The following is a 22,545-nucleotide window of genomic DNA, read 5'->3' as shown; positions in this document are numbered from 1 at the left end:
AGAAAATCCCCGCGACACCCCCACCCTCGTACACCTAGCGTGGCCTCATGACCCATCGCGACGCCATCGACGTACGAGCGATCACCGAGGCCGAGATACCGGACTGGATCCGCGCGCTGAACACGGGCTTCCTGCGCTCGCCCGCGGTCTCGGAGGCGGAGATCCGGGGCCGGAGTTCGTACATCGTCCCGGAGCGCACCCTCGCCGCGTTCGACGCCGGCCGCACCGTCGCGACCTTCAGGTCGTTCCCGCAGGAGCTCACCACCGTGGGCGGCACCCCCGTCCCGGCGGACGCGATCTCGAACGTCACCGTCACCGCCACACACCGCCGCCGGGGCCTCCTCACCCGCATGATGGCGACGGACCTCGCGGCGGCGAAGGAGCGGGGTGACGTGGTGGCGACCCTGATCGCCGCCGAGTACCCGATCTACGGCCGGTACGGCTTCGGCCCCGCCACCTCCACCGCCGAGTGGACCATCGAGGTGCCGAGGACTGGCCTGGACCGCCGCTGGTCGGGCCCGGCCGACGGCGGCCGTATCGACCTCGTCGACGGCGAGGACGTCCGCAAGACCGGTCCCGAACTGCACGAACGGCTCAGGCGCGCGCAGCCCGGCGCGGTCAGCCGCGACGAGCGCTGGTGGCAGACCAACACGGGCGTGTTGCAACTGGACAGCTCGGCGTGGACGGAACCGTTCTACGCCGTGTACCGCTCGGTGACCGGCGAGGTCGAGGGCCTTGTCTCCTACGAGTCGGACGACACGTGGCACGACAAGCAGCCGCACAACACGGTGGATGTGAACTGGCTGATCGCGGCGACGCCGGCGGCGGAGCGCGCCCTGTGGCAGTACCTCTGCTCGATCGACTGGATCACCAAGGTCAAGACGGGCTGGCGCGCCCCCGACGACCTGCTGCCGCAGTTCCTGCCCGACCCGCGGGCCGCCCGCATCACCGCACAGTCGGACTGGCTGTGGGTGCGGATCCTGGACGTCGTACGGGCTCTGGAGGCGCGGACGTACGGGGGTACGGGGACGCTGGTGCTGGAGGTGACCGACCGGGACGGGCTGTCGGCCGGGCGGTACCGGCTGGACGCCGGGCCTGACGGGGCGTCCTGTGCGCCGACCACGCTGGATGCCGAACTCACGCTGGATGTGGGTGAGTTGGCGCGGCTGTGGCTGGGCGACGAGTCGGCGGCGCGGCTCGTGGCGCTCGGCCGGGTCCGGGAAGAACGAGCGGGCGCCGGCTCCGTGGCCGACGCCCTGCTGCGAACGTCCAGGCGACCGTGGTGCCCGGACATCTTCTGACCGCGGTCTGCTGAACCGACTGCGATCCTCTGTTCTTCTTGTGCGGCCGTGCTCCTTCCGCGGGCTCCTTCCATGCCGGTGGTGCCGTTGATCCGTAGCTACTTGCTGTTCAGTTGTGGTTGTGGGTGGTGCTGACTGACCGAGCTCCCGGCTCCCCTCCAGGGAGGGAGCCCGGTCAGCCGGACTGTCCGGACGGTGGCGCCCGATCAGCCGGACTGGGCGAGCAGCATCACGATGATCACAGCTCCGATGCCGCTGAGCATGGTGTTCTTGGCCTTGATGCCGATGGTCAGCGCGACGAACGCGATGATTCCCATCGGCCCGTACTTCCATTGGATGAGCTGTTCGAATCCGATGGCGAGGGCGGCGACTACGAGGGCGACGAGCGGCATGACGGTCCCTCCTGGGGGACGGGGAGGCGAACCTCGGCTGGGAACCGCTGGGAACCGTCCACCTGGTCGACACTTGCGACCCTGGCGGCCAACCCCCTGGAAGCTTGACCATGTTGCCTAAGTTGGTGACCAACTTATTCATAGTTATCTCCGCGTTGGGTCGACTCATAACCACCTATCCCGTAACTGCCCAAAGATGGCGGGAAGTTGTAGGGTTTGGTCGTGGACCCGGAACACGCCGCCGCCAATGGGCGAAACAGGTCACCACGGCCACTGGCATCGCACCGCGAGGTGGCCGACGAGCTGCGCAGCCGGATCAGGTCCGGTCAGCTGCGGGCCGGCCAGCGCATGCCCACCCAGGCCAAGCTGGCGGACGAGTTCGGCGTCGAGCGTGGCGCCGTACGGCAGGCGCTGCGCATCCTGCAGTCGGAGCGACTGCTCGTCAATGTCTCCAAAGGCAGCCCGGCGACCGTCGCTGACGACCGGGGCAGGGTTCTGACCGGGCCCGAAGCCCCGCCGCAGCCCACCACGGTGGCGCTCGGCGCGAGGATAACGGAGGCCTTCGCGGCCCCTCATGTGGAGATCGACGCGCTGTGCCTGACGTCCATCTCACTCACCCTCGCCCTGGGCGAGCCGCTCCGTCAGATCCACGCCGAGCGAATAAAACCGGCCAGGATCGACGTCCGGGTGCTGCTCCCCAGCAGTGACATCCCGCTGGCCTTCCCGATTCCGGTGAATGCGTCGGGCGGCGGCGGGTCCAAGGACGACCGGCTTCAGCGCAACTGGCTTGCCAACCGCAATGCCCAGGGTCAGGTCCTGCGCCACAACCTGCTCGCGCTGCGTGCCACGCACGGCATCGAGGTCAACGTCACCTTCCGCGCGCTCCCCTTCACGCCGCCCGTGAAGCTGTATCTGCTCAACGGGTCCGAGGCGCTCTTCGCGTACTACACCCTCGCCAAGCGCGAGGAGGAGATCGACCATGTGCACCTGGAGATGTACGACGTCCAGGGCACCCAGTCCATGCTGTTCCCCTTCATGCAGGGGACGGGGCTGCGGGACACGACGTTCGTCGAGCAGTCCCACCTGTGGTTCAACGCACTGTGGGAGACCATCAGCTCGGAGCTGCTGCTCACGAGCTGAGGTCTCCTGGGCGGGGGGTTGTCGGGTTCGGATACATGCGGCTGCATGCGGGTCAGAGGGCCGGGCCCGTGACGATCAGGGCCAGGACGACTGCCCCGATGGAGCTGCAGGTGGGGCTCTTCGCCTTGATCCCGATGGTGAGCAGCAGGAGTCCGACGATGCCCGCGGGGCCGTAGTGCCATTGGACGAGCTGCTCGAAGCCGACGACGAAGACGGTGGAGAGGAGGGCGATGACAGGCATGGTGGTTCCTCCTGCTTCTGGGGGAGGTGAAAAAGGGGGAAGCAAAACTTCCGCCAACTTGGTGAAGTTGGCGACCAACTATGCTTAAGTTGTCCCCACTTGGCAGGCACTCATAAACAACTTTTAAACAACTCCCCATAGATGGATGGGAGTTGTAGCGTTTGGTTGTGACCCAGGAGAACGTGGCAGTGAACGGTGACAGAAGGCTCTCGTCCCAGGAGATCGCCGGCGTCCTGCGGGACCGGATCCGTGCCGGGGACCTCAAGGCGGGCGACCGCCTGCCCACCCAGGCGGAGCTGGCGGACGAGTTCGGCGTCGAGCGCGGCACCGTCCGCCAGGCCCTCAGCTCACTTCAGAGAGACGGGCTGCTCAGCAACACCGGCAGGGGCAGCCCGCCGCGGATCGCGGACGTGTCACCCGCCCGCGACGAACCCCAGACGACGATGGTGGGCCTCGCGCCGCGCCTCGCCGAGGCGTTCGCTGCCCCGCACGTCCGCATAGACGCGGCGTGTCTCACCGCGGAGACCCTGATGGTGGCTCTCGGCGAACCGGTACGCCTGATCCACGAGGGCGCCATCCGCCCGGAGTCGATCGACGTACGGATCCTGTTGCCCTCCCGGGACATCACCCTGGCGTTCCCGGTCCCGGTCGAGGGCCGCACCGACGACGACGCGGTCCACAAGCGCTGGCTCGCCCAGCGCAACGCCCAGGGGCACGTCCTGCGCCACAACCTGCAGACCCTGCGCCACTCGCACGGCATCGACGTCCACGTGACCTTCCGCGCCCTGCCGTTCACGCCGCCGGTGAAGCTGTACCTCCTCAACGAGTCGGAGGCGCTGATCGCGTACTACATGATCACCAGGCGCGAGGAGACGGTGGACAGCGGAGGAGTACTCGACATGTACGACGCCGTCGGCTCCTCGTCGCTCCTCTTCTCCTTCGAGAAGCCGACCGGTCCTCGGGACGCCTCGTTCGTGAAGGAATCCCAGAAGTGGTTCAACGCCCTCTGGGAAACCATCACCACGGACCTGACACTCTCCTAGTGACTCCTCATACAGCGCAGACCGAGCCGGTGACCACAGAGACAGTGACCACAGAGACAGAGAACCTGCGGCAGGTGATCGACCGTGCTCGCTTCGTCCTCTTCGACTTCGACGGGCCGATCTGCCGGCTGTTCGCGGGGCATTCGGCGGAGGACGTGGCGAGGAACCTGGTGGAGTGGCTGGAGGAGCAGGGGCTGCGAGGGCTGCTGAGCGAGGAGGAACGGGTCCATCCCGATCCGCATCTCGTGCTGCGCGTGGTCAACAAGCGGCATCCGCACAGCGACCTGGTGGCCGAGCTCGAGGAACTGCTCACCCAGCACGAACTCAAGGCCGTACCGTCCGCCTGGCCGACCGCGTTCGCCGACCCCCTGATACGGACCTGGACCGCCGTCGGCGTCCGCCTCGCGGTGGCCACCAACAACTCCCCGCGCGTGGTGGCCCGTTATCTGGAGAGCCGCGGCCTCACCGAGTGCTTCGCCCCCAACGTCTACGGCCGCACCCGCAACCTGGACCATCTCAAGCCCCACCCGCACTGCCTCAACCGTGCCCTGAGCAACCTGGGCTCCGCCCCATCGGCCGCCCTCATGATCGGCGACACCCCGTCGGACTTCCTCGCCGCCCAGCGCGCCGGGGTTCCGTTCCTTGGCTACGCGCGTAACGGAACCAAGGAAAAGCTGCTGCGGGATGCCGGGGCCGAGGACGTGGTGGGGTCGCTGGAGCCGGTTCTGCGGGTGCTGCGGGGTGAACTCTGAGTTCTCGACGCGGCCTTTTCAGGCAGTTGGCGTCCGTCACCGCCTCCACGCTGCTCGTGGAGCGAAGGTGCAAACCGCAGGACCGCGCGGAGGAGGGTGACAGCGCGGGTTTCCTCGAGAGGCTCATCTGGTTCACCAGTTACCTCATTGAGACCAACCCGTTCAGGCCTCCGCTCGTGAGGGTTCCCCGGCCCGGCTAGGGTGTGCTCACCTTCACTTCCAGGGGTGGCCATTGGGCGCGTCTCCTGCGCCCGGGCCTGTGCCCAGGGAGCAACGTATCGCCAACGATGCCTACGACACGTTCGTACGGCTGGCGAAACAGCACGGAGTGATGAGCGGCGGCCATCACAACCGGAACTACGTACTGCCGCTGACCGAGGCCATGGCGCGCCACGTGAACTGCGATCCGGGCACCTCTGTGATCGTGCGGACGCGCAGACTGGAAGCGCTGCCGGTGGTCATCAGGACGTGGCCCGAAGTGGACATTCTCCGTGCGGTCGAGGGCACTCTCCCGCACGTACCGCGCTGCGTCGCCAGCCGTGGCCGGACAGCTGTGCACAGCTATGTGGAGGGCCTCCCGCTCTCCGCGATCTGCCCGAACGGCAAGCCTGTGGACACCGTGCTGGTGAAGGCGATGGCAGGACTGCTGGCGCAGATGTCAAAGGTGCGCAAGGAAGTGTTACCGCCGCTGCCGGACGGGTGGCCGCCCAGCAACAAGGACAGTCAAGGGTTCCTGCGCACGCTGGCGCATCTCACCGACCGGCAGATCCGTCGGCCCAATTGGCGTGACTTCGGCGGACTGTTCGCCGCTCTGGGTATCCCGGAGGACGCCCTGGTACGGCTGGCCGACCGGGTGCCCGTAATGGCCCGCCGCCCGCACAGCCTGCTCCACACGGATCTGCACCGCGACAACGTCATCGTCACCTACCGCGGCGAACCGCCCTTGATCTGTGTCGACTGGGAACTCGCGACCTACGGCGACCCGCTGCACGACCTGGCCACGCATCTCGTCCGGATGCGCTACCCGGAGTCCCAGTGGGACGAGGTCGTCGATGCCTGGGCGAACGCTGTTCAGAAGGTCAGGCCGGCTGCGGCTGCCGGCCTCGCCAATGATCTCGGTCATTACGTCGCTTTCGAACGTGCGCAGTCCGTGTATCCGGATGTGATGCGTGCGGCGAAGTCGCTGGAGGTGTCGCTCGACCAGAAATGCCTGGAGATGGCGACCCACATGGTGCGGCGTGCACTGGACGCGGCGGCCCAACCGCTGGGCCTCGTCAACGTGCCCGACGAGGCCGAGATCGAGCGGGTCCTGCGCCGCTGGCAGTTGTCCCGGAGCGAATGGCACGGCGACCGGCGTGCCGTCACCGCTATCGGCTGGCAGCCCGACAGACGGCTGCGTGAGCCGTCCGACTTCCCTCACGCCGCTGTGCCCGACGCCCTGCGTGCGGAGGGCGCGGCGCCTGCCGCTCAAGTGTTCAAAGGCACCGCGCATCTCAACACGGTCGTGCGTGTGCCGGGCGTCGGTTTCCCCGTCATGGTGCGTCGCAAGGTAACTGCCGTCAGCCGTCGCGAACCCACATTCCTCAGCGAGCACGCCGTCCTGCGGGCCATCGAGCGGTCCGGAGCCGACGTGGCGGCGCCGCGGGTGCTGGCGCTGGGCACCAGCCATACGAACGACCCTTTCGCGATCCACACGTATGTCGGCCCGCACGACAGCGCCCAGCCTCCCAGCCACCCTGTGCACGGCCTGCTGCCGCACGAGGCGGACGGACTGGTCGACCAACTCCGGGCTCTGACCCACGTGGACTACCGGCCATTGGATCCCACTGCCAACGACGTTCGGTTCTTCGACTGGCTGAGTGAGCTGCTCGTCCACATGGTGGACGAGCTGCCCAAGGAGACGCAACACCTGGCCGGTGTGCTGGGGCTGCCCAACGCACGCCGCCTGTGGGAGATGCTGGCTCGTCACCGGGTGACGCCGCGAGAGTCGACCCTGCTGCACGGTGATCTGAACCCCTGGAACCTGGTGCGACGGGACGACAAGCGCGCTCTCACGATCATCGACTGGGAGATGGCCATGGTCGGGGACCCTCTGTATGACCTGGTCCGGCACATGCACCTCACCCCGACCCGGCCCGAGATCCGCGCCCGCATGTTCCAGCGCTGGAGCAGAATCCTGCCCCCTGCTCACACCAAGGACTGGGAGCGGGACTTGCACGTCTATCGGTGGATCGAGAACGTGCGCTCCGCCTACGTGGACCTGGACCGCCTGATCACGGGCGCAAGCCTCGACGCTCCCAACGTGAGCCGCGCGGTGGATTCGTACGGGATGACCCTGCGGATGGTGAAGGGGGCGCTCGGACTGCCTCCGCGCTTGCTGTCGAACCCGTACCTTGCCCGCGCGTTGCCGGACGGTGACCACGGCACCACCAGCCAGGCCGGGGTGCCCCTAGAGGTGTGAGGTGCTACGTCGGACCGCTGGGCGTCGAGGGAGAGGGAGAGGGAGAGGGGGAGGGAGAGGGAGAGGGGTCGACGATGTCCGGCGTGTGGCACAGCTCGGACCCCGATTTATTTCTATGCCCCGGGGCTGCCGCATCGGTCTGCTGGACCCTGAGACGTGGCAGCTCACATGTGCCCCCTCACACCCCCAACACCACCTTTCCCACCAACCCCCGCCCCTCCACAGCCGCATGCGCAGCTCCCGCCCGCTCCAGCGGAAACACCTCGCCGATCACCGGCCGCAGCCGCCCCGCCGCGGCCTCGGCGAGCGCGGTGGATGCGAAGCGGCGCAGGTCGGCAGGGGTGAACTGGACGTCGGCGATGCCGAAGAGGGTGATGTCGAGGCGGGCGGCCTCGGCCGTGTCGATGGGGGAGAAGCCGCCCGTGGGGGCGCCGTGGGCCGAGAAGCGGCCGCCTTTTCCCGTCAACGGGAAGGCGGCGGCGCCGAGTTGGCCGCCGACACCGTCCAGGACGACATCGGCGGCCGGGACGGATCCGCCGAGCGCCTGGCGGGCCGCCGAGGGCCAGTCGGGGTCAGTGGCGTCGACCGCCGCGTCCGCCCCCAACTCCCTTACCAGGGCGAGCTTCGCCGCGCCCCGGGCCACTGCGACCACGCGTGCCCCGCGAGCGTGGGCCAGTTGGACCAGCAGCGTGCCCATGCCTCCGGAGGCGCCGAGGACGAGGACGCGGTCGGTGGGGCCGATGCCGGTCAGTTCGATCAGGCCGGTGGCGGTGATGCCGTCGTGGACCAGGGCCGCGGCCGTGAGGAGGTCGAGGGAGTCCGGCAGGACGGTGAGGGCCGAGGCCGCGGCGACGGCCCGCTCCGCGTAGCTGCCCGTCACGGAGGCGGTGACCCGGCGCCCCAGCCACTCGTCGGCGACGTCCGCGCCGAGGGTGCTGACCACGCCCGAAACGCCGCCCCCGGGGACGTACGGCGGTGTCATCGGGAAGTACTCCCGGCCCCAGCCGCTCCGCAACTGGGTCTCCAGGAAGATCGTGTCCGCGTAGGCGACATCGATCACCACCTCGCCGGGTCCCGGGACCGGGTCCGGAATCTCCACCTGCACGAGAACCTCGGGGCCGCCGAACGCCTTCACCTGTGCTGCTCGCATCGTTCACTCACTCCTGGCAAGAGGGGATGATGTCGCGCACTCTTCAGCCTCAAGTTTGGTTGAGGTCAAGGGGTGGCCGGCGTCGTGCGTAGGCTCGGGGGATGGGTGAGATCGGGCTCCGGGAGCGCAAGAGGCAGCGGATGTACCAGGCGGTGTCCGACATCGCGATCGGGCTCTTCCTGGAGAAGGGGTTCGACGCCGTGTCCGTCGCCGAGGTGGCGGCCGCCGCCGAGATCTCCAAGCCGACCCTCTTCCGGTACTTCCCGGCCAAGGAGGACCTGGTCCTGTACCGCTTCGCCGATCACGAGACGGAGGCTGCGCGGATCGTCGCCGGGCGGGCGCAGGGGCAGTCGGCCACGGACGCTCTGCTGGAGCACTTCCTGGACGGGCTCCGCCGTCACGACCCCGCCACCGGGCTCAATGACCACCCGAACGTCCTCGCCTTCCATCGGCTGCTCTACGGGACACCGTCGCTGGCGGCACGGGTGTACGCGTACGTCGAGCGTTCCGAGGCGGCGCTCGCCGAGGCACTGGGCGGCGACCTCGACGCCCGGCTCGCCGCCGGTCAGATCACCGCCGTACGGCGCATCCTCGCTCTGGAGAACTGGCGGCGGATCGCGGAGGGGGAGCCGGTGGCGGACGTAGCGCGGGATGCCGTGACCGCTGCCCGGCGGGCGTTCGCGGGGCTGGCGGCGGGGTTGGCGGCTCGATAGGACGCAACTGGTGGGACGCACCCCGCAGGACGGTTCCCATTGGTGTGACTCGGTTAAAAATGTAACTCGGTTACGTTATTCCGCTACCCTGGTTGGAATGACGTCACCCCCTGACCCTGTCCTCGGCCGGCCCCGGACCCTCGCTCAGTCCCTCACCCGGGAACGCGCCTACCACGACACCTGCCGCGCGGCCCTTGCCGCCATGGTCGCCGGTGCCGAGGAACACGTCGTCACCGGCGAGGACGTCTCCGCCTCCGGTGCCGACGCCGAAGTGCTCGGCCACCGCCTGCGCAGCAAGGCCAAGGAGATGCGCGAGTTGCCCGAAGGCCCGCTGTTCTTCGGCAGGTTGGACTTCGGAAGCGTGGGTGGGGCGGCCGGCGAGCACGCCGGGCAGAGCTATCACATCGGGCGGCTGCGGATCACCGAGCACCCCTCCGCGCCGCCCCTCGTCGTCGACTGGCGTGCCCCCGTCTCCCGCGCCTTCTACCAGGCGAGCGTCCATGCGCCGCAGGGCGTCGCCGTCCGGCGGCGGTTCGGCTGGGCGCCGGGGAGCCTGGGTGACTCCGCGGACCTCACGGGCCTGGAGGACGAGCACATCAGGGAAGGGAGCTGTGTACAGGGGAGCCGCGTGCAGGGGAGTCATGCGTCGGAGGGTCATGCGTCGGAAGGCCCTGCATCGGAGAGCCATGCGCCGGAGAGTCCTGCACCGGAGAGTCCTGCACCGGAGCGTCACGCGCAGCCGAGCCGTATCCTCGCGGGCGAGATCGAGCGCCCCCGTATCGGCCCGATGCGCGACATCGCCGCGACCATCCAGCCCGAACAGGACGATCTCGTACGAGGTGATCTCGCCTCCTCGGTCTGTGTGCAGGGCGCCCCGGGTACCGGCAAGACGGCCGTCGGACTGCATCGGGCCGCGTACCTCCTCTACACCTACCCGCAGCGCATCCGCCGCGCCGGCCTGCTGATCCTCGGTCCCAACCGCACCTTCCTGTCGTACATTTCGGAGGTCCTGCCCGCGCTCGGCGAGTCAGGCGTACGGCAGTCGACCGTCGGGGACGAGATCGCCCGCCATCCCGTCACGGGGAAGGACGAGGAACACGCCGCCGTCGTCAAGCACGACGCGCGGATGGCGGAGGTGCTCCGCCGGGCCCTGTACCGACGGGTCGGTAGCCCCGCCAACTCCCTTGCCGTGCCCGATGGTTCGTACCGCTGGCGCATCCCGGCCGACGAACTCCACCGCATCGTGGATGACGTACGCGCCGAAGAACCCCCGTACGCCGTCGGGCGTGAGCGTGTGCGGACGCGGGTCGTGGGGTGCCTGCTGGAGCAGGCGGAACGGCGCGCGGGGCCGCGTACGAACGCCTGGGTGCGGAAGATCTCGCGGGCCAGGCCCGTCAGCGCGTACGTCGACGCGGTGTGGCCCAGGGCGCTTCCCGAGGAGGTTCTCGCCGAACTCCTCGCCGACGCCGACGTGTTGGACGTCGCTGCGGACGGGCTCCTGGACGCGGACGAGCGGAAGGCGATCCTGTGGGCGAAGCCGCCGCGCTCGTACAGGTCGGCACGCTGGTCGGCCGCCGACCTCGTCCTTCTCGACGAGGTCGCCGGGCTCATCGAACACCCCGAGGGCTACGGCCACTTGGTGATCGACGAGGCCCAGGACCTGTCGCCGATGGAGTGCCGGGCGATCGCGCGCCGTGCGTCGTTCGGGTCGCTGACCGTGCTCGGCGACCTCGCCCAGGGCACGACTCCCTGGGCGGCACGGAGTTGGGACGAGCTGCTCGCGCATCTGGGCAAGCCGGATGCCGCGGTCGTCCCCCTGACGACCGGCTTCCGGGTTCCGTCAGCCGTCGTCGGGCTCGCCAACCGGCTGCTGGCCCGCCTGGACGTGCGAGTGCCTCCGGCTCAGTCCTTCAGGACGGACGGGGAGTTGAACGTGCACCGCGTGTCCGACGTCCTCGCCGCGACCGTCGACGCGGTGCGCCGGGCGCTCACGCACGAGGGGTCGATCGGCGTGATCGCCGCCGATGCCGATGTCGTACGTGTGCGGGAGGCTCTCCGCACCGCGGGCGTCGAGACCGCCGGACCCTCCGGACCCTCCGGACCCTCCGGACCGGCCGAACTGGGTGAACTGGGCGCACGGGTCACGGTGTTGCCCGCCACCCTCGCCAAGGGACTCGAGTACGACCACGTCGTCGCCGTCGAACCCGCGGCAGTCGCGGAGGCGGAGGCGCGGGGGCCGCACCGTGTGTACGTGGTGCTGACGCGGGCGGTGTCGCGGCTGGACGTGGTGCACGCGCGGCCCCTGCCGTGGTGATCTACCGGAGGCCGCCCGGGTCTCCCACAGGGGTCAGGAGAGGGATCAACTGCTCCTCCTCGTAGGTCAGATGGGCTTCGAGCGCGGCTGTGAGGTGTTCCACCTGGGCGAGTACGCGACCGGGTTCCGCCTGCTCGGCGTCAGCCAGCACCCCGCGTAGCCGTTCGAGCAGTTCGGCGATCTGCTCGTGCTCCTGGCCCAGGCGGTCCAGGGTCGGGGCGAGTTCGGGATGGCGGTCGGCGAGGAGCGGGAAGAGGCCGAGGCCCTCGCCGGTGTGGTGGTTGTGCAGGCCCTGGCAGAGGGTGAGGCAGTTGACGCGGAGCTGGGCACCCAGGGCGGTGCCCGATTCCTTGAACTCCTCTCTTATCAGCGCAAGTTCGCGTCGGAAGGCACCGTGGGCAGCCTGCAGGTGCTCGGCGATGGAGCCCGCGTTCATGTTCGGCGGGCCGTCCTGCGGGATGGGGCGGAGGGCCACGACGGGGATGACGCGGTCCGTCTTCGCCTGGTACTCGGCCCATCCCGGGTCGGCCTCGACAGCCCGGGCGAAGGCACGGTCACGTTCGGCGCGTTCGAGTACGACGGCCTCCGCTTCGTACGTGAACAGGCCGTCCTCCACGGTCGCCCGGGGGTTCGCCACGAGGTTCCGGAACCAGTCCGGGTGCCCGGGGGCGCCACCGGCCGAGGCGATCACGAGGACCCGCTCGCCGCCGTCGGGCAAGTAGCCGACGGGGGTCGTGTGCGGGGTTCCGGTGCGGCTGCCGGTGGTGGTGAGGAGGAGCAGGCGTGCTCCCTCGAAGTAGCCGCCGACCTGTCCGTGGTTGGCCCGGAATTCTTCGATGACTTGCTGATTGAAGGGGTTGGGCATTCGCTGCTTTCTTTTGTTTTTGGGCAGGGGAAATCCCGTGGGGTGTGGGCATGGGTGCAATGGATGCACAAAGACACGGGTTCGCGCGGGCGCCTGGAATTTCGGGCGTGGGTGCGCACCGAGGGATATAGGGATCGCGCACGGAGATGTCGTACGAGGATCGCGTACGGAGATGTCGTACGAGGATCGCGTACGGAGATGTCGTACGAGGATCGCGTACGGAGATGTCGTACGAGCACGTCGTACGAGGTAACGGCGGGCGGGGCTCTACCCCGCCCCGGCCTCACTCGGAGGCCGGGTGCCCAACTCGTTCACGGCACAAGGCCGACCCGGCAGTCATAGGCGTAACCGTAATGCCTGTGTGAGAGGGAAGGCAATACCCAATTTCCTCCCCGCCCCACTCCCGGCTGATTTCGGATGTATCGCGTGGCGATTTCGAGTTGGGCGGAGTGGGGCGGGATCCGTCCGGTTCTCCCGCCGTTATGGCCACCCGCATCCGTACGTCAGCTCGGCCACGGCAACACAGTGAGGTCAGGCCACTCGACCTTCCAGCGCGCGGCCTTGGCCTCGTAAACCTGCCGAGGGGCAAGCACCGGGTTGGGCCGGACCACGAGGTTGAACATGTCGGACAGACCGTGAGGCGCATAGACGCGCCACCCTCCACCGGGCTCCAGCCGCACACCCAGACAGCACGTCGTCGCGGCGAACGAGTCGATCGCGGCCTCGGTGGACTCGTGAGGCGGGCAGGGCACGCCGAACTTCTGCTCGTACCAGAGGTGCACGCGGGCCTCGTTGCGGATCTCCACCTCGGCCGGCAGACCGGCGAACACCTCCTGCCCTGCCTTGATCGCGGCATCCTCCGCCTCCCAGGAGAGGTCGGTGCCGTCGAAGTAGAAGATGTCGTAGTCCTTGATGCCGCTGGTCGGGGGCCGGTCGGTGACCACGTTCCACACCGTCTGGAACAGACAGCCCGCCGTCACGTACCAGTCGGGCAGCTCCAAGGTCGCGGCTCCGGACATCACGTCGGTCAGCACCTCGTTCTGGCAGAGCACGGACCGCAGACCATCGATCTGTTCAACGAGAGGCAGTCGACCAAGCATTCGTACTCCCTATCACGAACGGCCGCTGCCACACGGGCGGTTGGTTGCAGGCAGGAAGATCGGACTTGCCATGCGCAAGCACGAAGGAAGAAGGGGAGGAGTTGCGTGATGTTCACAGCCGAAGAGCGGGACAGCATCCGGGACCGGCTACTGGCGAAGGCCGAAGCCGACGAGACGATTGTCGGTGCCGCGCTCACCGGGTCGCATGCCGTCGGAGTCGGCGACCGCTGGTCGGACACGGATATCGTCCTCGCCGTCCGCGGCGATCTGAACGCAACGCTGAACCGATGGACGAGATGGCTGTACGACGAACTCGGCGCGCAACACCACTGGGACCTGCCAGTCGGTGCAAGCACCATCCGCGTCTTCCTCCTGCCGGGGTGGCTTGAGCTCGACATGACCTTCGCGCCCGAGACGGAGTTCGGCCCTCGGGGCCCGCAATGGCGGACGATCTTCGGCCGGCCGCAACCGCTCGAACCCTTTACGGATCCCGACCGCAACACCCTGGTCGGACTCGTCTGGCATCACGCCCTCCACGCCGGGATCTGCATCCGGCGCAGGCGCTGGTGGCAGGCCGAGCACTGGATCAGTGCCATCCGCGACCATGCGATCACGCTGGCCTGCCTGCGGCTGGGTCACCCCGCTGCCTACGCCAAGGGCGCCCACCTGCTGCCCGATGATCTGACCGCACCGCTGGAGACGACCCTCGTCCGCGCACTCGCCCGACCAGAACTCCACCGCGCACTGAGCGCCACCATCACCGTGGTGACGGACGAACTGGAACACACCGATCCGGCACTCACGTCCCGACTCCGCCCCATGTTCGCGGAACTCCTGGCCGGGGTGAGCGAGCAGCCGAGCCCCGGACAGGGAACCGGGGAGGAGAGTCGGCCTCGCAGGCCCCGTGATTGACGCAGTCAGGCGGTCCAGGAGGGTTCCCAGACCGAGCAGTCGTGGGCGAAGAGCACACGGCGTGGGTCGAAGTCGGCGAGTCGCTCCAGCCAGTGCTGATAGGGAGGAAGTGGTGGCTCCACGCCCTGGAGAGCCGCGTGACGGGCCAGCTGGTCGGACGTGAAATGGGAAGCGAAGTCGTGTGCCTGGCCGGCGAGGACTACTGTGCCGTCGCCTCGCTGGAGGACCAGAGACTGATGCCCTTGGGTGTGCCCCGGCGTCGGGATGATCCAGATTCCCGGCCAGAACTCGGTTTCACCGGTGAGTTCCAGCCGACGCACCGCCACGTTCCTGCTCATGCGGTCATCCTGGCAGGTCGCGGTGTGACAGCCCGTCCCGGTCTGCCGACGGCAGAAATCGCAGTGGTCCTCCTGCGAATCTCGGAGGTCGGGAACCGGGGCGCCCGGGGGTGAGATTCCCGGGCGGCCGGCTTGTCACCGCGTACGTGGGAGGCCACTTAACGTGCCGGTGCCGGGACTTGGCATGTGATCAGGGGCGTACGTCGTGGGCCACCCGTGTGCGCTACTGCACCGTGCGTTGGGCCGGCCGCCCGTACGTGGGCACCGGGGTGGGCGGTTCTTTCGTGACCGCCCACCCCGATCTGTCGGTGGGATCAGTTGGTTTGTGTGGTTTGTGTGGTTTGTGTGGTTTGTGTGGTTCGTGTGGCTGAGGTGGCGGCGCTGACTGTGGTGCAGGGCAGGGTGCCGGCGCGCAGTGCGTGGCCGTCGTCATTGCTGTCGTCGGACCACACGACCGTCTTGTGGCCGTCGGTGCAGGCCGCCTGGGGGGCGATGGCGAAACCCTCGTTGTTGTAGTTGGGCATGCCGGCCGGGCGGTCATGGACGGCGGTGGCGGTGAACCGGCCCTGCGCGTCGATGTCCAGGGTCGTGGTACGGCCCTCGCAGGTGTCGTCGCAGACGGCCCACAAGTGACCGGTTTCGGGCTCGAATTCGAGGTCCATCACTCCGGGGAAGCCGCTGGAGAAAGTGGCGACCCTGGTGTATCCACCGCCGGTCTGGTCCAACGCGTAGGCGTAGACCGTGCCGTTGGCCTCAAGGCCGACGAAGAACAGACCGCTGCCGTGCCCGGGATAGGCGGCCGGGTTGTAGGCGGCGCCGGTGTGCTCGTCGCTGAAGCCGTGCGCGGTGAGGTAGGTGTCCGGGATCCACGAGATGGCCTCGGGCCCACTGTTGGCCGCCACGGCGGGCAGGTCGGAGGTGAGGTTCCACTCCGCGGTCGCGTTCAGGGTGCCGGCCGTGGACGAGGTGTCGAAGCGGACGATCCCCGGCTTGCTGACGCCGCTGTTGCTGTTGTCGCGCTCGGTGGAAGCGAATATCCCGTCAGGGGTGGCGGTCACACCTTCCGTGTCCGGGTCGCCGCTGCCACTGCCGTAGTGCAGCGATTTGCCCGAAGCCCAGCCGTTGGCCGGGTCGGGTTGCCACGTCGCGCCGTTGGGAACCAGGCGGTAGAGCTTGCTCGGGCCGTTGTCCACCGCCCAGAGCACGCCGGGGCCTTCGAAGGAAAGACCGCTGAGGTTCTCACCGAAGACGTCCGAGCCGTCGGCGACGGTGACCGCGGCGTCCCCCGGCCACGGGGTGACCGAGGGCGTACCGCCTCCGCCGTCGCTGCTGCCGCAGGCGTTCGCCGCACCCCGGGTAGGCGCGGTCGTCGTGGTGAACGCGCCCGTACCATCCGCGCAGCGGCCGTACGTTGTCGCGGCGTGAGCGGTCCAGCTGTAGGAATCGACCAGCGTGGAGCCGTCGGCCTGGAACAGCCGGGCCGAGTCGGCGCTGCCCAGACCGAACGAGGTCTCGACGTCCAGCACCAGGTGCGCGCCCGCAGCCAGCGAGGTACCCGAGGGGACCTGGTACGAGTGGGAGTTGTCGTTGTCCTTCACGATCCACTTGGAGATATCGGCCGGGGTGGAGCCGGTGTTGACCAGCTCCACCCAGTCACCTGGTGTGCCGCCACTCGACTCCACCTCGTTGATCCGCACGGCCGACTGCTCCTGCGCCACGGTTGGCGCACTGGAGAGACCGAGGGCGAGAAGGGACAGGGCAGCAGTGGTGAGTGCGGCTCTTCCACGCCAATGCGTACGCAATCTAGCCAGTCCTTCGATGGGGGGATTACCTGCAGGAGGTCGATGAGAACGTCCTCCCCCAGAAGGGTCTGGCACGTAGACGATCATTACAACGCCAGGAGTGCCATCTCTCTCCCAAATACATCCGGGATGCAGGGCAGCCGGAACTCGCCCTCTGTGGAGGTGACTTGGAGGCGTCGCAGCAATGGCCGTTCGGGCTATGGAGCTTGAACTGGTGAGGTGGAGGGGAGCGGTTGGGCTCTTGGTCCTCGGGCGAAGGAGATGTGGCCGCGGGCAAAGGGCCGCGCCTCGCGTCACGCGCCTTGCGTCACGCGCCTCGCGCCTTGCGCCTTGCGTCATGCGTCATGCGTCATGCGTCATGCGCTAGCGTCGCGCACCTCGCGTCACGGACTGCGCGGTCCGGAACGCGAGATACCGGCGGAAGGCATCGTGGCTGTCGGGGGTGAAGCGCCACTCCAGCAGGGCCGACCGCAGCTCCGGCTCGGTCAGCCAGCCGTGCCAGGCGACCTCATCAGGATCGGCGGCCACCATGTCCGGCACCACGGCTTCGTGCACGCCGAGCCAGTGAGGGCTCAAACCGCTGCGGTTGAGGAATGTGAACAGCAAGCGTGGCAGCACACGAATGCCCAGCTCTTCGGCCAGCTCCCGCGCGGCCGCCTGTTCGTAGGACTCACCGACATCCACGGCGCCACCGACCACGACCTCGTGGAGCCCGGGGAAGCGTGACAGCTGCTCCGACCGCCGGTGAACGAGGATCCGCCCACGCTCATCACGACACACCGTCACGGCGACCCGGTGCAGCCAACCCTCTCGGGTGGCCTGTCGGCGGCTGACCGTCACCCCCAGCATGCGATCTTGATCGTCGACGCGCTCCACCAGTTCGTCCACGACGCACACCCTGGCAGAGCCTACCGACAACGTCGCTTTCGGAGGCCCGTGGGGGCAGGCCCGGTAGCGTTTCACTGAACCTCTGTCCTACTGCCCTCTTTCTGGCCCGGGAGCCACTCAGCGCGCAGCGGCGTCAGTGAGGATTGTCTGAAGGCGTGCCTGGCATTCGGCGACGAAGGCGGGGAAGGTGTGCCAGTAGTAGGAGATTCCACTGATGCCCACGGCGATGGCCCAGGCGCGGGCGCGGGTCCAGGTCACATCGTGGAGGTTCAAGGTGTCCCAATAGGCCTGCCGTGCTTCTGGAGGCAGGTCCCAGACCGTCGAGTGCTCGGCGTCGGGAAAGCCGACCGAGAGTCCTCCGAAGTCGATGACTGCGTGAAGTCTGCCTTCGCGGACCAAGAGGTTGGTCGGCTTGAGGTCGCCGTGGAGCCACACGTGAGGTCCGGAGGGCTCGGGCAGTGCGAGCGCGGCTCCCCACAGTTGTTCCAGAGTGTCAACGTCGAGTTCAGAACCCACGGTGGTTCGGCAGTCATCGAGACATCTACTGATCCATTGGTCGCATGGTCCCAGGCTGCCTCCGCGGTACCAGCTGAGGTCGTCCGCGCGAGTCGCTCCCATGAGGTCGACGCGGTGGAGCTCCCTCACGACCGCCGCCAGGTCGGTTCCGAAAGCGGGCCAGTCCTGGACGGTGTCCGGGCCCGTCTCGTCACCGTCAATCCAGCGGTAGACCGACCAGACCAGTGGGAAGGCGTCGGTGGGTGTCCCGGCGTGGACGGACTCGGGAATCGGACATGCAAGGAGGGGCGCCAGGCGAGGAAGCCATTCCTGTTCCTTCCGCAAGGAATGTCCATTGTCGGCAGTTCGTGGAAGGCGCACGAGCAGGTCATCGCCCAGTCGATACATGGTGTTGTCCGTGCCCGCGCCTGCGGGCGACAACGGTAGCCCAGCCCACTCTGGGCGCTGTGCTTTCAGCAGTGATCGGACCAGCGTCTCGTCGACTGGGATCTCATTCTCGTGAAGCGTCACGTCGGAAGTCTCATCGCTGGATGGAACGGGAAGCCAGTGACTTTTCGTCAGCCGTCGTCGACAGTCGTGACTAGTCGTCTGTCCTGCACCATGGGGCCTTCAGCGGATGCCACTGAGGATTTATTTCCGGGCAGCTCGTGTCATTGAGTTTGATTTCTCCTGGTCTTGGCCTCGCTGCTGAGCGGCGGCCTTGGCAGCCTGAGAGGATCGGGGGCATGGCGGACTCCCCTATGCAGGTCAATGCCCTCATCGTCGATGCCACCGACCCCGAGCGGCTCGCCGTGTTCTGGTCCGAGTTGCTCGGCAGGCCGGTCGTGGGCCGTATGGGGCCGTACGTATGGCTTCGGCGAGAGAACGGCGTCGGGCTGGGCTTCCAGCAGACCAAGGAATCCAAGTCGGGCAAGAACCGCGTGCACTTCGACGTCACCTCGCCCAACCCCGTAGCCGAGCAGCAGCGGGTGGAGACGCTCGGCGGGCGCAGACTGGAGCAGTACGACGACGGGGGGTTCCTGGTGATGGCGGACCCTGAGGGCAATGAGTTCTGCATCATCCCTGAAGGCGCCTTCGAGCTCGACGACGAGGGACGCGCGAACTACCTCAGCTGACCGACTGTGGGCTTGTATGCGCTCAGCCACTCAACTTCGGTGTCACAGGACTGAGCAGTTGGCGCCTGCGGCTATGGGCCATAGTCGTGGCGGTGAGCGTGCCTGAGGCGTCTCAGGGCTTCGAGTTCGGTTCGAGGGAAATGCTCACCCCATTTGCCTCGGTAGGCGCTCTCGCCGTAGGTCCGAGACACCTCGTCGAAGCAGCGGACCACAGTCCGAGCGAGTGCATCGATGGGGAGTTGGAACGACCAGATCTCGGTGCCCCTATTGTCGTGGTCGCTGCCGCGACGTAGTTCCAGCAAGCGGATCCAGACATCTACAGCTTCGCGGTAGAAGATCCACCGGTAGGCGGTCGGCTCGGCTTCAAACTGGGCGCGGGCTTCCGTCTCTCCCGCGACGAGCCGGGCCACTGCCGTCAGGAACTCTTCAGGCGCGCTACTGATGTAGGACGCGGTCAGTTCCGCTTTCGCCTGGTCGTCCTCAATGACGCAGTCGGCCCACCCATGTGCTCCCAGCGTCCAGGTGATTCGTATGCCGGCTGTCACCGCGGCTCCCCGGCGAGGAAGTGCCGGACATCGGCTGTCAGGGAAGCCATCTGCTCACCGGCCTCCAGCCAGGTGGTCACCGAGGTACGCCAGCCGCCGGCGGCCCTCGGCCATGGCTGCAAGGTCCAGGTCAGTCCGACGTGGCCGCCGGACCGGAAGACGGCTGACACTGCGAGGTCACGGTCGTTGGTCTGCCAGCTCCGTTCGCCGTCCCATCCCCGGTAGTCGGCGGCGAGTTCTTCCAGGAACGGGACTAAATCGCTGTCCCAGGTCCAGGCGACGACCTCATTGACTCGGGCGGCCAAGCCTGGAGCCTGTAGTTCGACGGCGTAGTGCAGAGAGTCTTCGTCGAAGCTGAACCGATCGCAGAACCTCACACCGACAGACGAGTTGTCCTGGCAGCGGATCGTCACGCCGGCCTTATCGTCAGTGCCGACGTCTGGGGTGGTCATGGGCGGAACGCTAGGTCAGCAGCACGTTCGACGTCACTTAAATTCACTGGCAGTGGGGTGAAGGACGGCTTCGGCGATTTCACGGACGCGCTCCATAGTGATGCCGGTCCGCTGTTCGACCGCGAGAGGGTGGTCGGTCGGCTCCAGCTCGATGAAGGGACGCTGTCCGATGGGGCGGGTGTGGACGTGCGTCTTCAAGTTGATGGTGCTGGGCGAGTAGAGGAAGAGGTCGGTGGACAGCCTGACCTGCGGTGCCTACGGCTGAGCGGGACTGGTTGGCGGTCGGTGTCCCGCTCAACCGTAGGGAGCGTGATGGTTCACCCGCGGAGCCAAGCCAGCAGGCGTCGTGGAGTCGGTCGCCATGTGTCGGCCGGCATGGATCGGGGAGCCGATTTGGCCTTCCTGACTTGTTGGGCGAGTCGGTACTCGTCCGCCTCGCGGATGAGTTCATGAGAGCGGATCTGGTGCAACTCGAAGTGCATGCCGCTCGTTCCTACTGCTGGAGCTCCATGACGTCGGCGACCACGCAGCTGACGTTGTCGGGGCCGCCGGAGCCGTTGGCGAGGGCGATGAGTTCGCGGACCGCCCGCTCGGGTTCACTGATCTCCGAGAGCACCCGGTGGATCTCTTCGCTCGGCACGACGGTCGACAGGCCGTCGGAGCAGAGCAGGTAGCGGTCTTCCCGCTGGGCGTCGTGCAGACGCATGTCGGGGGTGCCATCGGCTCCTTGGCCCAGGGCTCGTAGCAACAGGGACCGCTGGGGGTGGGAGGCGGCTTCCTCCGGGGTGAGGCTTCCTTCGTCGACCATCGACTGCACCACGGTGTGATCGTGGGTGATCTGGAACAGCTCTCCGTCGCGCAGGAGGTAGACGCGGGAGTCGCCGATGTGGACGAGGGCCAGCTGTGAGCCGGTCCAGAGCATCGCGGTGAGAGTGGTGCCCGCCTCTTCGGGCGATGAGGCGGGTCCGGCGACGCCGTTGACGGCCTGTTTAACCTGTTCGATGGCGTCCTCGAGGAGGTGGAGGAGATCGCCTGCCGGGATGCTGTCGGTTTTGAGGCGCTTGAGCGCGTCGACGGCGGCGGCACTTGCGGGGGCTCCTCCGCTGCCGAAGCCGTCGGCGACTGCGAGCAGGCGGGACCCTGCGTAGGCGGTGTCCTGGTTGCTCTCACGGACAAGGCCAGTGTCGGAAAGAGCGGCGTAACGGATTCCCAGGGGCTTAGCGGTCGGAGACATAGCGGGGTCCTTCCAGGACAGATGGCCGGTGAGGAAGGAAGCGAGGTCTCGCCGCGCGGCGGTGTCGGCCTCGACCTGGGCCCAGAACGCGCGGACCTCCCGGGCCGCCGGGCCTGCCTCCAGCGTGCAGACGTGCTGGATGCGGGCCAGGGGCATCCCGAGGCGCCGGAGCCAGGCGACCAGCCGGGCTTGCTCCAGCTGTTCCGGGGCGTAGAGACGGTAGCCGGTCACCGGGTCGACGCGAGCGGGAGTCAGCAGACCGAGCTCGTCGTAGAGACGCAGCGCCTTCGGTGACAGCCGGGATGCCTTCGCGAACGTCCCGATAGTCAGCAACCCTATGTCCGACCCCATGCCCGCTCTCCTCCTCATGCCGAGCATGTCGCCCGGCCTCACCGATGCTGTGGCCTCCCCCAAGGTGAAGGTCAACCAGAGTCCTGCGCCGGCTCGGTCAGATGGTCTCCCACTCGCTCGTCGGCTGAGTGATCAGTCAAGGACGCCGACCGTCGGTGGGCATCGATGCCTCACCGGGCCGTGGACGCGGTTGCGCCTCTTGAAGGGGTCCAGGAGGCCTTCGATCTGCCTGGCTGTGGCCTCGATGGTGGTGCTGAGCCACGTGCGGCTGGTGCCCCGCAGAGGCGTCTGCAACGCCCGCAGGGGTGTCTGCAACGGGCTGGACTCGGATCAGGTCGTGGAGGAGTTCGACCCGGCGGTTGAGCCGGTAGTGGCGGTGGGCCAGACCGCTCCAGAGCTTGCCGGTGGCGTCCAGGCAGATGCCCGTGACGATCGGGATAGGGCATCGACGCTGGTCAGGCGGGATTCCAGCCAGCGCGACGGGGCTCGCGGCCGGGGCCAGAGGAACATGGTTGGCTTGGGCCAGCCGGGTCCAGTAGGACGATTCGCACTCGCCGGGAAACGGCGGAAGCGGGAGAGACTTCCGATCAAGACTTCCGATCATGCTGCCGGTGCGCTGAGGTTCTTCGCCATCGTCACCAAGGTGGTCGGCTCGTACCGTTGGAGGCGGAGGGCGTTCTCCATGGAGGAGATCAGGGACCGCCACTCGGTGTTGAGGAGGAAGGGCCCGGTGCGGACGAGGATGCAGCGGTCAGCGAGCTGCTTGCCGCGGATGCCGGTGAACAGACCGGACTGTTCAAGCAGAGACAGGACATGTCCGGTCTCAGATAAGTCCGGGTGAGGCGGTCCCCTGACCTGCGATGCCCGGACTTGAGTGAGACGGGTTTTCGCAAGGTCGTCTCACTCGAGTCCGGGCAAAC

General features: G+C 67.7%; 21 protein-coding genes and 2 pseudogenes. 10 read left to right on the top strand and 13 right to left on the bottom strand.

What is annotated here, in order from left to right; all coding sequences use genetic code 11:
- The first annotated feature begins 47 nt into the window (after window positions 1-47).
- Window positions 48-1,301 carry a GNAT family N-acetyltransferase gene (locus ACFYPC_RS31060; protein ID WP_391889352.1) on the top strand — a complete coding sequence of 418 codons (1,254 nt, stop codon included), beginning with the start codon at window positions 48-50 and terminating at the stop codon, window positions 1,299-1,301.
- Window positions 1,302-1,507: 206 nt separating this feature from the next.
- On the opposite strand, the gene ACFYPC_RS31055 is transcribed toward ACFYPC_RS31060, so the two are convergent.
- Window positions 1,508-1,693 carry a hypothetical protein gene (locus tag ACFYPC_RS31055; RefSeq protein WP_365443019.1) on the bottom strand — a complete coding sequence of 62 codons (186 nt, stop codon included), beginning with the start codon at window positions 1,691-1,693 and terminating at the stop codon, window positions 1,508-1,510.
- A gap of 216 nt (window positions 1,694-1,909) precedes the next feature.
- Here ACFYPC_RS31055 and ACFYPC_RS31050 point away from each other — a divergent pair, with 216 nt between their 5' ends.
- On the top strand, window positions 1,910-2,833 hold the full coding sequence (locus tag ACFYPC_RS31050) for a winged helix-turn-helix domain-containing protein (protein WP_391889350.1): 924 nt from the start codon (window positions 1,910-1,912) through the stop codon (window positions 2,831-2,833).
- 52 nt (window positions 2,834-2,885) lie between these two features.
- Here ACFYPC_RS31050 and ACFYPC_RS31045 read toward each other — a convergent pair whose 3' ends face one another.
- The gene (locus ACFYPC_RS31045) at window positions 2,886-3,074 is read right to left on the bottom strand and encodes a hypothetical protein (RefSeq protein WP_391889348.1); all 189 of its coding nucleotides are present in this window, start codon (window positions 3,072-3,074) and stop codon (window positions 2,886-2,888) included.
- A gap of 161 nt (window positions 3,075-3,235) precedes the next feature.
- On the opposite strand from ACFYPC_RS31045, the gene ACFYPC_RS31040 reads away from it, so the two are divergent.
- The 3 genes from ACFYPC_RS31040 (at window position 3,236) to ACFYPC_RS31030 (ending at window position 7,330) form a co-directional block, all read left to right on the top strand.
- A complete protein-coding gene (locus ACFYPC_RS31040) occupies window positions 3,236-4,117 on the top strand; it encodes a GntR family transcriptional regulator (RefSeq protein ID WP_391889344.1) in 882 nt (293 codons plus the stop codon).
- Entirely contained in the window at window positions 4,117-4,869 is a 753-nt protein-coding gene (locus tag ACFYPC_RS31035; RefSeq protein WP_391889341.1) for an HAD family hydrolase, read from the top strand. Before ACFYPC_RS31040 ends, ACFYPC_RS31035 begins: the two co-directional genes overlap by 1 nt.
- Window positions 4,870-5,200: 331 nt before the next feature.
- A complete protein-coding gene (locus ACFYPC_RS31030; RefSeq protein WP_391889462.1) occupies window positions 5,201-7,330 on the top strand; it encodes a phosphotransferase in 2,130 nt (709 codons plus the stop codon).
- A gap of 178 nt (window positions 7,331-7,508) precedes the next feature.
- On the opposite strand, the gene ACFYPC_RS31025 is transcribed toward ACFYPC_RS31030, so the two are convergent.
- Window positions 7,509-8,480, bottom strand: coding sequence for a zinc-binding dehydrogenase (locus ACFYPC_RS31025; protein WP_391889339.1), 972 nt, complete (start codon window positions 8,478-8,480; stop codon window positions 7,509-7,511).
- A gap of 101 nt (window positions 8,481-8,581) precedes the next feature.
- Between ACFYPC_RS31025 and ACFYPC_RS31020 the strand changes: the two genes are divergently transcribed.
- The gene (locus ACFYPC_RS31020; protein ID WP_391889337.1) at window positions 8,582-9,193 is read left to right on the top strand and encodes a TetR/AcrR family transcriptional regulator; all 612 of its coding nucleotides are present in this window, start codon (window positions 8,582-8,584) and stop codon (window positions 9,191-9,193) included.
- A 97-nt stretch (window positions 9,194-9,290) separates the two neighbouring features.
- The gene (locus tag ACFYPC_RS31015) at window positions 9,291-11,507 is read left to right on the top strand and encodes a HelD family protein (RefSeq protein WP_391889335.1); all 2,217 of its coding nucleotides are present in this window, start codon (window positions 9,291-9,293) and stop codon (window positions 11,505-11,507) included.
- Between the two features lies 1 nt (window position 11,508).
- Here the strand turns inward: ACFYPC_RS31015 and ACFYPC_RS31010 are convergent, their stop codons facing one another.
- Together ACFYPC_RS31010 and ACFYPC_RS31005 are read right to left on the bottom strand one after the other, a co-directional pair.
- Complete coding sequence (locus tag ACFYPC_RS31010) at window positions 11,509-12,372, bottom strand: nitroreductase/quinone reductase family protein (RefSeq protein ID WP_391889333.1); 864 nt, start codon at window positions 12,370-12,372, stop codon at window positions 11,509-11,511.
- A gap of 503 nt (window positions 12,373-12,875) precedes the next feature.
- A complete protein-coding gene (locus ACFYPC_RS31005; RefSeq protein WP_391889331.1) occupies window positions 12,876-13,472 on the bottom strand; it encodes a nucleotidyltransferase family protein in 597 nt (198 codons plus the stop codon).
- Between the two features lie 108 nt (window positions 13,473-13,580).
- Between ACFYPC_RS31005 and ACFYPC_RS31000 the strand changes: the two genes are divergently transcribed.
- Window positions 13,581-14,384, top strand: coding sequence for a hypothetical protein (locus ACFYPC_RS31000; RefSeq protein ID WP_391889329.1), 804 nt, complete (start codon window positions 13,581-13,583; stop codon window positions 14,382-14,384).
- 5 nt (window positions 14,385-14,389) lie between these two features.
- Here the strand turns inward: ACFYPC_RS31000 and ACFYPC_RS30995 are convergent.
- The 4 genes and pseudogenes from ACFYPC_RS30995 to ACFYPC_RS30980 all read right to left on the bottom strand — a co-directional run.
- A pseudogene (locus ACFYPC_RS30995) lies at window positions 14,390-14,692 on the bottom strand (N-acyl homoserine lactonase family protein); the annotation flags it as partial.
- A 344-nt stretch (window positions 14,693-15,036) separates the two neighbouring features.
- Entirely contained in the window at window positions 15,037-16,440 is a 1,404-nt protein-coding gene (locus ACFYPC_RS30990; protein ID WP_391889327.1) for a lamin tail domain-containing protein, read from the bottom strand.
- A 447-nt stretch (window positions 16,441-16,887) separates the two neighbouring features.
- Window positions 16,888-17,373: an NUDIX domain-containing protein gene (locus ACFYPC_RS30985; RefSeq protein WP_391889461.1), complete on the bottom strand. Its 486-nt coding sequence runs from the start codon at window positions 17,371-17,373 to the stop codon at window positions 16,888-16,890.
- A 156-nt stretch (window positions 17,374-17,529) separates the two neighbouring features.
- On the bottom strand, window positions 17,530-18,438 hold the full coding sequence (locus tag ACFYPC_RS30980) for an aminoglycoside phosphotransferase family protein (protein ID WP_391889324.1): 909 nt from the start codon (window positions 18,436-18,438) through the stop codon (window positions 17,530-17,532).
- A gap of 215 nt (window positions 18,439-18,653) precedes the next feature.
- Between ACFYPC_RS30980 and ACFYPC_RS30975 the strand changes: the two genes are divergently transcribed.
- Window positions 18,654-19,043 carry a VOC family protein gene (locus ACFYPC_RS30975; protein ID WP_391889322.1) on the top strand — a complete coding sequence of 130 codons (390 nt, stop codon included), beginning with the start codon at window positions 18,654-18,656 and terminating at the stop codon, window positions 19,041-19,043.
- Window positions 19,044-19,114: 71 nt separating this feature from the next.
- Here the strand turns inward: ACFYPC_RS30975 and ACFYPC_RS30970 are convergent, their stop codons facing one another.
- The 4 genes and pseudogenes from ACFYPC_RS30970 to ACFYPC_RS30955 all read right to left on the bottom strand — a co-directional run bounded on the left by ACFYPC_RS30970 (window position 19,115) and on the right by ACFYPC_RS30955 (window position 21,625).
- A complete protein-coding gene (locus ACFYPC_RS30970) occupies window positions 19,115-19,588 on the bottom strand; it encodes a hypothetical protein (protein WP_391889319.1) in 474 nt (157 codons plus the stop codon).
- The gene (locus ACFYPC_RS30965) at window positions 19,585-20,040 is read right to left on the bottom strand and encodes a DUF6228 family protein (protein ID WP_391889316.1); all 456 of its coding nucleotides are present in this window, start codon (window positions 20,038-20,040) and stop codon (window positions 19,585-19,587) included. The genes ACFYPC_RS30970 and ACFYPC_RS30965 overlap by 4 nt, the downstream gene beginning before the upstream one ends.
- Before the next feature lie 33 nt (window positions 20,041-20,073).
- A pseudogene (locus tag ACFYPC_RS30960) lies at window positions 20,074-20,280 on the bottom strand (DUF2199 domain-containing protein); the annotation flags it as partial.
- A gap of 253 nt (window positions 20,281-20,533) precedes the next feature.
- A complete protein-coding gene (locus ACFYPC_RS30955) occupies window positions 20,534-21,625 on the bottom strand; it encodes a protein phosphatase 2C domain-containing protein (protein ID WP_391889313.1) in 1,092 nt (363 codons plus the stop codon).
- Between the two features lie 337 nt (window positions 21,626-21,962).
- On the opposite strand from ACFYPC_RS30955, the gene ACFYPC_RS30950 reads away from it, so the two are divergent.
- Window positions 21,963-22,466, top strand: a complete 504-nt coding sequence (locus ACFYPC_RS30950) for a hypothetical protein (RefSeq protein WP_391889311.1) — start codon at window positions 21,963-21,965, stop codon at window positions 22,464-22,466.
- Window positions 22,467-22,545 lie beyond the last annotated feature (79 nt).

This window comes from Streptomyces sp. NPDC005808, assembly GCF_042871385.1.
GTDB lineage: Bacteria > Actinomycetota > Actinomycetes > Streptomycetales > Streptomycetaceae > Streptomyces.
The sequence above is the reverse complement of the archived record's forward strand: the minus strand, read 5'-3'. Positions and strand labels throughout refer to the sequence as shown.